The 8,680-nt window shown below is 56.5% G+C and carries 9 protein-coding genes; all 9 read right to left on the bottom strand.

All coding sequences use genetic code 11. The annotated features are described in order from the left end of the window. Nucleotides 1-285 precede the first annotated feature (285 nt). On the bottom strand, nucleotides 286-939 hold the full coding sequence (gene sigH, locus PAT3040_RS03835; protein WP_087570292.1) for an RNA polymerase sporulation sigma factor SigH: 654 nt from the start codon (nucleotides 937-939) through the stop codon (nucleotides 286-288). A gap of 183 nt (nucleotides 940-1,122) precedes the next feature. Further along, entirely contained in the window at nucleotides 1,123-1,653 is a 531-nt protein-coding gene (locus tag PAT3040_RS03830) for an NYN domain-containing protein (RefSeq protein WP_108991600.1), read from the bottom strand. 2 nt (nucleotides 1,654-1,655) lie between these two features. Further along, nucleotides 1,656-2,414, bottom strand: a complete 759-nt coding sequence (rlmB, locus tag PAT3040_RS03825) for a 23S rRNA (guanosine(2251)-2'-O)-methyltransferase RlmB (RefSeq protein WP_087570290.1) — start codon at nucleotides 2,412-2,414, stop codon at nucleotides 1,656-1,658. A gap of 53 nt (nucleotides 2,415-2,467) precedes the next feature. Further along, the gene (locus PAT3040_RS03820; protein ID WP_373863922.1) at nucleotides 2,468-2,962 is read right to left on the bottom strand and encodes a Mini-ribonuclease 3; all 495 of its coding nucleotides are present in this window, start codon (nucleotides 2,960-2,962) and stop codon (nucleotides 2,468-2,470) included. Then, the gene (cysS, locus tag PAT3040_RS03815; RefSeq protein ID WP_108991599.1) at nucleotides 2,959-4,362 is read right to left on the bottom strand and encodes a cysteine--tRNA ligase; all 1,404 of its coding nucleotides are present in this window, start codon (nucleotides 4,360-4,362) and stop codon (nucleotides 2,959-2,961) included. The genes PAT3040_RS03820 and cysS overlap by 4 nt, the downstream gene beginning before the upstream one ends. Continuing rightward, nucleotides 4,359-5,129 (bottom strand): serine O-acetyltransferase, encoded by a 771-nt coding sequence (gene cysE, locus PAT3040_RS03810; RefSeq protein ID WP_108991598.1) that lies wholly within the window; start codon nucleotides 5,127-5,129, stop codon nucleotides 4,359-4,361. The genes cysS and cysE overlap by 4 nt, the downstream gene beginning before the upstream one ends. A gap of 969 nt (nucleotides 5,130-6,098) precedes the next feature. Then, nucleotides 6,099-7,559 carry a glutamate--tRNA ligase gene (gene gltX, locus PAT3040_RS03805; RefSeq protein ID WP_108991597.1) on the bottom strand — a complete coding sequence of 487 codons (1,461 nt, stop codon included), beginning with the start codon at nucleotides 7,557-7,559 and terminating at the stop codon, nucleotides 6,099-6,101. A 40-nt stretch (nucleotides 7,560-7,599) separates the two neighbouring features. Continuing rightward, nucleotides 7,600-8,076 (bottom strand): 2-C-methyl-D-erythritol 2,4-cyclodiphosphate synthase, encoded by a 477-nt coding sequence (gene ispF, locus PAT3040_RS03800; protein WP_087570286.1) that lies wholly within the window; start codon nucleotides 8,074-8,076, stop codon nucleotides 7,600-7,602. After that, a partial coding sequence (ispD, locus tag PAT3040_RS03795; RefSeq protein ID WP_108991596.1) for a 2-C-methyl-D-erythritol 4-phosphate cytidylyltransferase occupies nucleotides 8,073-8,680 on the bottom strand: 608 nt, incomplete at its 5' end. The genes ispD and ispF, both read right to left, overlap by 4 nt.

Here is an 8,680-nt window from a genome sequence, read left to right as displayed (position 1 = left end):
TGAGGAGCGGAGCGTAGTGGAAGCTACGTGAGCACCGGAAGTTTCGCCTGAATTCAATATTCGAAGTCGACTATGCCCCGTGGCATACTTCGTGATGGGAAGCGGACTTTTTGAACTACCTCTACACAGTATGACCGAATGCTCCTCCATATAAACCAATGGACTGTCTTCGCCCCCTGAAACGTTGATCAGATGGCCAAGACAGTCCGTTGTCTTAAAACGATGACGACATCCTCGTCCTGCAAGTCCAGTCGTCAAAACGTCCTCTATGCCGGAACCGCGGAGCTATACTCCTCCAAAATCGCGAATCTCCAAATACTTCTCCAGCTTGCGCTTGACTCGCTGAAGCGCGTTGTCTATCGACTTTACGTGACGATCGAGATCAACGGCGATCTCCTGATAGGATCTTCCGTCCAGATACAGCATTAGAACCTTGCGTTCCAAATCGCTCAAAATCTCCGCCATCTTGTCTTCAAGACCGATGAATTCTTCCTGGTTGATGATCAGCTCTTCGGGGTCGGATACGCGAGTGCCGCAAATGACATCCAGCAGCGTTCGGTCGGAATCCTCGTCGTAGATAGGCTTGTCCAGGGAAACGTAGGAGTTGAGGGGGATATGCTTCTGCCTCGTAGCCGTCTTGATCGCGGTAATGATCTGCCTGGTAATGCAGAGCTCAGCGAATGCCTTAAAGCTCGCGAGCTTGTCGCCCTTGAAGTCTCGGATCGCCTTGTACAGGCCGATCATGCCTTCCTGGACGATATCTTCGCGATCGGCTCCGATTAGGAAGTAGGAACGGGCCTTCGCCCGCACAAAGTTCTTATATTTGTTAATCAAATATTCCAACGCAATGCTGTCGCCGTTACGGACCGCCTCTACGATGTCCTCGTCCGTACTGCACTCATATTCGAGCGTACTCCATTCTTTGAGGTCGTAACTCACACACTATCCCTCCGGCCTGCAAGGCGTACACCGCGCTAGATTCAACAGATAGAAACATAGAGTCAGTATACATTATGTAACCTTGCAACGTCAACAGAACCACACCCCGAAACCTATCGTATTTCTAGCAAAAATGTAACAATATGACACGTTGTGGAAAAATGTCCCTGACAGGTAGATAACTTATTCCTCTCCGCGGCGAAGTCGTTCAAGCTTGCTCCAGACGTCGAGGCTGACATTCTCGTCGACCGAGTTGCGGCGAATCGGCTTCGTCTCCCGTTCCCGAATGTTCTGCTCAATCAGCTTCCGGTTCTGATTAATGTCGATCAGCAGCTCCCGGGCAGACAGTCTCAGCGCTCCCTTGCCGAATGCCACATGCTGCTCGACAAGATCCGAAGTCGCCACGTAGATGCTGCGTCTCCGGATCATCAGCTCGCTGCATAGCCGCTCGATGCATTCGTCCGCCGTCTCCTTCTCCTTCGTGTACACGACGGTAAGCTTATGCTGCTTGTATGTGGCTCCGAGACCGGGTACCTGATGCGCATCGAAGATGACGTAGATCTCCATGCCCGAGAACCCCTGATAGTCAGCCAACATATCGAGGAGCTTGTCTCGCGCGTCCTCCAGATCCGACTCCTTGAGCTTCTCCAGGACCGGCCACGCCCCGATTATATTGTAGCCGTCGACCAGGAGCACATCATTGGGCCGATTCATCGCTATTGGCCCCGTCTCTGCCTGACAACCTCGTACATCAACACGCCTGCTGCTACCGAGGCGTTAAGGGAATTCAAACGGCCAAGCATGGGAAGCTTGACAAGAAAATCGCATTTTTCTTTGATCAAGCGGCCCATGCCCTTGCTCTCGTTGCCGATGACAATCGCAAGCGGCATGTCGAACTTCGATTTGTATACATCCTGAGCGGCCGACACATCCGTGCCAGCTACCCAAACGCCCGCTTCTTTGAGCTTCTCGATGGTCTGGGCGAGGTTCGTCACTCGAGCGACGGCGACGTGCTCCGCGGCGCCCGCCGACGTCTTAAGCACAGTAGCGGTCAAGCTGGCCGAACGGCGCTTCGGAATGACGACGCCGTGCACCCCCGTGCACTCCGCCGTACGCAAAATGGAACCTAGATTATGCGGGTCCTCGATCTCGTCGAGAACGAGGATAAACGGCGTCTCGCCCTTCTTCTCCGCGATAGCCAGAATATCGTCGACTTCGACATAGTCGAACGCCGCGGCTTGGGCAATTACGCCCTGGTGGGCAACGCCTGCGGCCATGGCGTCCAGCTTGCGCTTGTCCACGAATTGAACAACGATGCCAAGCGCCTTGGCCTCCGCCGTAATGGGTCCCGTCACGCTTTTCTGGGAGCCCTCGGCAATCCATATTTTATTGATCTCGCGTCCCGAACGGAGCGCCTCCAGCACGGGATGTTTCCCGGCGATGATTTCTTCTTCTTGCCCATTATGTTCGGACATGGTAGCCCTCCTTCATTCTTGCCTGTCTATGCCTGCTTTCGCCAATCGCCGGACTATTCGTCCTCCCCAAGGGCTACGCGCATCAGCTCGCCGATCCGTTCCATGCGCCCTTCGAAGTACAAATAGCCGAATAAACATTCCAGCGCGGTCGCCTGACGGTAATCGGCCGGGTCCGCATTTTTCGGAGGCGCCCCCGACTTCGTGTTGCGCCCTCGGCGCACCATATCGGCTTCCTCTTCGGTCAGGAGCGGCTGCAGACGCTCCAACTGCAGGCGCTGCGCCTTCGCAGACACCCTCTTAGTCGCCTCTTGATGCAGATGATGCGACTTGTTGTTGGGAAGCGAGATCAGGTATTGCCTCACAAGCAATTCGAAAACGGCATCTCCCATGTACGCCAGCACGACGGGATTGATGAGGCCGCTCTTCTTGCCGGGCGCGTGTATGGCGAGGGGATTGGCGAAGGACGCGGCAGGCGATGCCTTCTCCTCGCCGATTCTCCCCGCCTTCTCAATCGGTTCTTGATTGTTCTCGTTAGGATGCTCCATCATTTGCGCCGCCACCTGATGCCTTGCGGCGTATCCTCAAGTACGATATTCATCTCGTTTAACCGATCCCGAATCTCGTCGGCCCGAGTCCAGTTCTTCGACTTGCGAGCCTCGGTCCTCTCGAGAATCAGCGCTTCTACTTCTTCCGCGAGCGAATCGGCGTCATCTTGACGCGGGAGCAGGCCGAGCACGCTGTCGAAACGCTCCATCAGCGCGATCAGAGCTTTCAGCCCCGCCACGTTCGCCTCCGGGCGGTTGATGTAGAGATTCGCTTCGCTCACCAGCTCGAACATGGCGGTAATGGCGTCCGGCGTGTTGAAGTCGTCGCCCATCTTCGCCGCGAATTGATCCGCGAGCTGCGCAAGCTTGCCCGCGAGCGTATCATCGACCGGACCAGCCATCCCTTCGGCCGCAAGGCGGTGCTGCAGATTGGCATAGCAGATCGCGATGCGCTCCACGCTGTTTGTCGCTTGCGCAATGGATTCGTCGCTGAAGTTCAACGGACTCCGGTAGTGCGTCGACAGCATGAAGTACCGAATCGCCTCCGGCTTGACGCGTTTGACGATCTCTTGAACCGTAATCCCGTTGCCGAGCGACTTCGACATTTTCTCATTGTTGATATGAATGTAGCCGTTATGCATCCAGTAATTAGACAGCGGCTTGCCTGTCAGCGATTCGGACTGGGCCACCTCGCATTCGTGATGCGGGAATTGCAGATCGTGGCCGCCGCCGTGAATATCAAGCGTATCGCCGAGATATTTGCGCGCCATCGCGGAGCATTCGATATGCCAGCCCGGACGGCCCGGCCCCCAAGGACTATCCCACTTGATCTCGCCGGGCTTGGCGCCTTTCCAGAGCACGAAATCGCCTTGATGCTCCTTGCGCTCGCCGATCTCGATGCGAATGCCGAATTGGAGCTCGTCGATCTTCTGATGGGACAGCTTGCCGTACTCTTCGAACTTCGCCGTTCGGAAGTAGACATCCCCTTCGCTTGGATACGCGTAACCTTTATCAACCAGACCCTCTATAAAGTCGATAATCTCCGGAATATGATCCATAACGCGCGGATTAAGCGTCGCCTTTCGCACGCCCAGCGACTCGATGTCCTCGTAAAAGGCCTCTATAAATTTTTCCGCCACATGCGGCACGTCCGTGCCAAGCTGCTCCGCTTTGCGAATCAACTTGTCGTCGACATCCGTAAAGTTGCTGACGTAATTGACTTCATACCCCGCATACTCCAGATAGCGGCGAACAACGTCGAAAAAAATGACAGGTCGCGCGTTGCCGATATGAATATAGTCATATACCGTTGGTCCGCATACATACATCTTCACTTTGCCCGCTTCCTGCGGAGCAAACGGCTCCTTGGCCTGCTTGAGCGAGTTATAGATGGATATCGTCATACTTTGCTCTTTCCTCCCTCTTGCAATTCCTTCTGCATGGTTTCCTTGACCTCGTTGGCGGGGCGGCCCTGCGCGCCGTTCTCCGCACTGGCCGGCGCAATTGCCCGAACGGTTCCCGGCGCGCCCTCTCCTGCGGACGTCAGCCGACCCACTTCATCCTTGAGACCGTTGATCTCGCCCTGCATCGCCCGGAACATCTCGATGACCGGATCGGGCAGCTGCGTATGGTCGAGCCGATCGCCCACCCGTTCCCCGTTCCGTCTGACGACGCGCCCCGGATTGCCTACGACCGTGCAATTATCCGGAACCTCGCGCAGAACGACGGCGTTGGAGCCTATATTGGAATTATCGCCCACGCGAAACGATCCCAATACTTTGGCCCCGGAGCCTATGACGACATTGTTGCCGATCGTGGGATGCCGCTTGCCCTTCTCCTTGCCCGTGCCGCCGAGCGTCACGCCTTGATAGATAACGACGTCGTCCCCGATCTCGCATGTCTCCCCGATCACCACGCCCATGCCATGGTCGATAAAGAGCCGCTGTCCGATCGTCGCGCCGGGGTGAATCTCGATACCGGTAAAGAACCGGCTCGTCTGCGAGATGATTCTGGCCAGCGTGAACCACCGCCTCCGATAGAGGGCATGCGCCACGCGATGCGCCCAGATGGCGTGTACGCCGGAATACGTGAAGATAACCTCGAACCTGCTGCGAGCCGCAGGATCATTTTCGAACACCGTCTTGACATCCGAGCGAAAATGGCGAAACATATCCGTTCCTCCCCCTTCCAAATTGCCTGCTTTCGTCTCTGCGATGCACGGACGGGAGCTTACACTCTTATACCCCATATAAGCTCGACATGCGCAGATTCTCTCTATCAGCGAGGATTTTTTTTGAAACTGACAAAATCGCTTCCAGCTTCATTGAGTATGATTTTTCATACTCATGCGCCTCGAATTCGGGGTCCCAGCTCGATTGTGTATGAATTTTCATACTCATCTGCCTCGAATCCAGGGTTCTAGCTCCATTGAGTATGATTTTTCATACTCATCTGCTTCGAATCCAGGGTTCCAGCTCCATTGAGTATGATTTTTCATACTCATCTGCCTCGAATTCAGGGTTCCAGCACCATTGTGTATGATTTTTCATACTCATCTGCCTCGAATCCGGGGTTCCAGCTCCATTGTGTATGAATTTTCATACCCGCGCGCCTCGAAGCCACCTTTTCAGCTCGACTGTATATGATTTTTCATACTCATGCGCCATCCCGAATCCTGGGTTCCAGCTCGATAGTGTGCATAGTTTCCTGAAAACAAAAAAACCTCCGCAGCATCCTGTGCTGCAGAGGCGTTATGATCGCGGTCCCACTCTGCTTGAACGGGCGTTGTCCGGGGAATATCCGGAAAGCGCGGCCGCTCGTCTCGAAGCCCGTAACGCAGGCAATGCGTTGCCGCCTACCCTGACTGCCTCCGTCCGGACCAATCGTCCGTATTCGCGAGGGGCAGCAGCTCGGAGCAAGGCTCCCAGGTGCATGTTCCGTTCCAGCGGATTAGGCAACTTCCAGCACTGTCTTCTTCCGCGCGCAGCAAATGCAATCACTGCCTACGGATTCTCATGACGGTTGCCCTCTCTGACAATCCACAGATTAACGTACTTCTCCTGATCATAGCCGATAATTAATAATAGTCATAGTATACCGGATCGTCGGGAAAGTGCAAGCAAAGTTATTGCCGCCCCCTCTAACCCAGCCGTTCCTTCAGACGGGCAAGCACCTTCGGCTTGCCAAGAAGCACGATAGACTGGTTCAGATCCGGACCATGCGTCTGACCGGTGAGCGCCGCGCGGATCGGCATAAACAGCGCTTTGCCCTTATGACCCGTTTCCTTCTGCACGGTCTTGATCATATCCTTGATGCCATCCGCCGAGAATGCCGCAGCATCGCTCTCGAGCAGCCCCAGGAAAGCCGACAGAACGGCCGGCACCTGCTCTTCCGCCAGCACGACGGTCGCTTCTTCCTCGTCCGCCACCTCTTCGCGGAAAAACAGCTCCGTAACCGGGACGATGTCAGACGCGCAGCGCAGCTTGTCCTGGTGAAGCGCGACCAGCGCCGTCACCCATTCGCGTCCTTCGCCGTCCAGCGCGTCCGGGATGCAGCCCGCCTTCTTCAGATGCGGCAGGCACAGGTCGACGATACGCTCCAAGTCGGCTTTTTTAATATATTCATTGTTCATCCAGCTCAGCTTCTGCGTATCGAACACGGCCGGGCTCTTGCTCAAGCGGTCGGCGTCGAACGCATTTACCAGCTCTTCGCGCGTGAACATCTCCTGCTCGCCCTCCGGCGACCAGCCCAGCAGCGCGATGAAATTGAACATCGCCTCCGGCAAGTAGCCAAGGTCATCATACTGCTCGATGAACTGAATGATGGATTCGTCGCGCTTGCTCAGCTTCTTGCGGCTTTCGTTCACGATCAGCGTCATATGCGCGAAAATCGGCGGCTCCCAGCCGAACGCTTCGTAGATCATAAGCTGGCGGGGCGTATTGGAAATATGGTCCTCGCCGCGCAGAACATGGCTGATCTTCATCAGATGATCGTCGAGCACGACCGCGAAGTTATACGTCGGAATACCGTCCTTCTTGACGATGACGAAGTCGCCCATCTCCGCCGTATCGAACGTGATGGCGCCTTTAACCATATCGTCGAACGTATACGAGCGGCCTTCCGGCACCCTGAAGCGAATGCTCGCGACACGGCCTTCCGCCTCGAACGCCGCCTGCTGGTCTGCGGTCAAATTGCGGTGACGTCCGGAATACCGCGGCGTTTCGCCGCGCGCTTGCTGCTCCTCGCGTTCCTGCTCCAGCTCCTCTTCCGTGCAATAGCAGCGGTAAGCAAGGCCTTTGTCCAGCAGCTCCTGCCAATATTCCCTGTACAGGTCGAGCCGTTCCGTCTGGCGATACGGGCCGTAGCCGCCGCCTACGTCAATGCTTTCGTCCCAATTAATGCCGAGCCACTTCAAGTAGGTAAGCTGGTTCTCTTCTCCGCCCGCCACGTTGCGCTTTACGTCCGTGTCCTCGATCCGGATAATGAATTTGCCGCCCAGATTTCTTGCGAATAAATAATTGAATAAGGCCGTTCTCGCATTGCCAATATGCAGATGCCCCGTCGGCGACGGCGCATACCTTACGCGCACTTCCGTTGTCATGATGAGCCACTCCCCACAATCGTAAATTTAAACGCCCTGCCTATACGGCCACCAAACACACCACCGATTGCGCCGCGATGCCCTCGCCCCGGCCGGCAAAACCAAGCTGCTCCGTCGTTGTCGCCTTCACGTTGACCAGCGACACGTCCGCCTCCAGCGTTCTGGCAATGACCTCCGCCATCTGCGGGATATACGGCAGCATCTTCGGCCGTTGCGCGATAATCGTGGAATCGATATTGCCGAGCTTGAAGCCCCGTTCCTTGGCCATCGCCCAAACGCGCTCCAGGAGCACTACGCTGTCGGCATCCTTAAACGCCTCGTCCGTATCCGGGAAGTGCTTGCCGATATCGCCCAGCCCCAGCGCTCCAAGAATGGCGTCGCTGATCGCATGAAGCAGCACGTCCGCGTCGGAATGGCCGAGCAACCCCTTCTCGTACGGAATCGTCACGCCCCCGATAATGCAAGGCCTGCCTTCCGCCAACTGATGGACGTCGAATCCTTGTCCTACTCTAATCATCTCGTTTCTCCTCCATGCGAAGCCCCCGGCTCGCGATCCGGGACGTCCGGCGAGCCGCAACTGCCGGATATGTCCTTGCGCCGAGCCAGCAGAAATTCCGCGTACGGCAAATCCTCGGGCGTCGTAATTTTTATATTCGTGTAATCCCCTTCCGTTACCGTCACGGGATGCCCCAGCCGCTCGACGACCATCGCGTCGTCGGTGCCGAGGAATCCCTCCGCTTCCGCACGCTCATGAGCTTCCACGAGCAGCTCCCGGCGAAACGCTTGCGGCGTCTGAATCGCCCATAAGCTACGTCGGTCGGGCGTCGCCGTGATCACGCCGACGGCGTCCACCTGCTTGATCGTGTCCTTTACGGGCACGGCCAGCACCGACGCTCCGCTAGCAAGCGCGGTCTCGCAGCAGGCAGCGACCGAGGCTTCGGTAACGAGCGGCCTTACGCCATCATGCACCATTACCCAATCGCAGTCCTCTAGCGCCCGCAGCCCCCGCAGCACGGAATGTTGGCGCTCCGCACCGCCTTCAAGCACATGCGTCACCTTCGTCAGCCCATACTGGCGGACCCAGCGACCGCATCTATCGATATCCTCGCCGCCCACAACAA

It is taken from the genome of Paenibacillus agaridevorans (genome assembly GCF_003112455.1).
Lineage (GTDB): Bacteria > Bacillota > Bacilli > Paenibacillales > Paenibacillaceae > Pristimantibacillus > Pristimantibacillus agaridevorans.
Note: the sequence above shows the minus strand (reverse complement) of the source record. Positions and strands in the feature narration are given on the sequence as shown.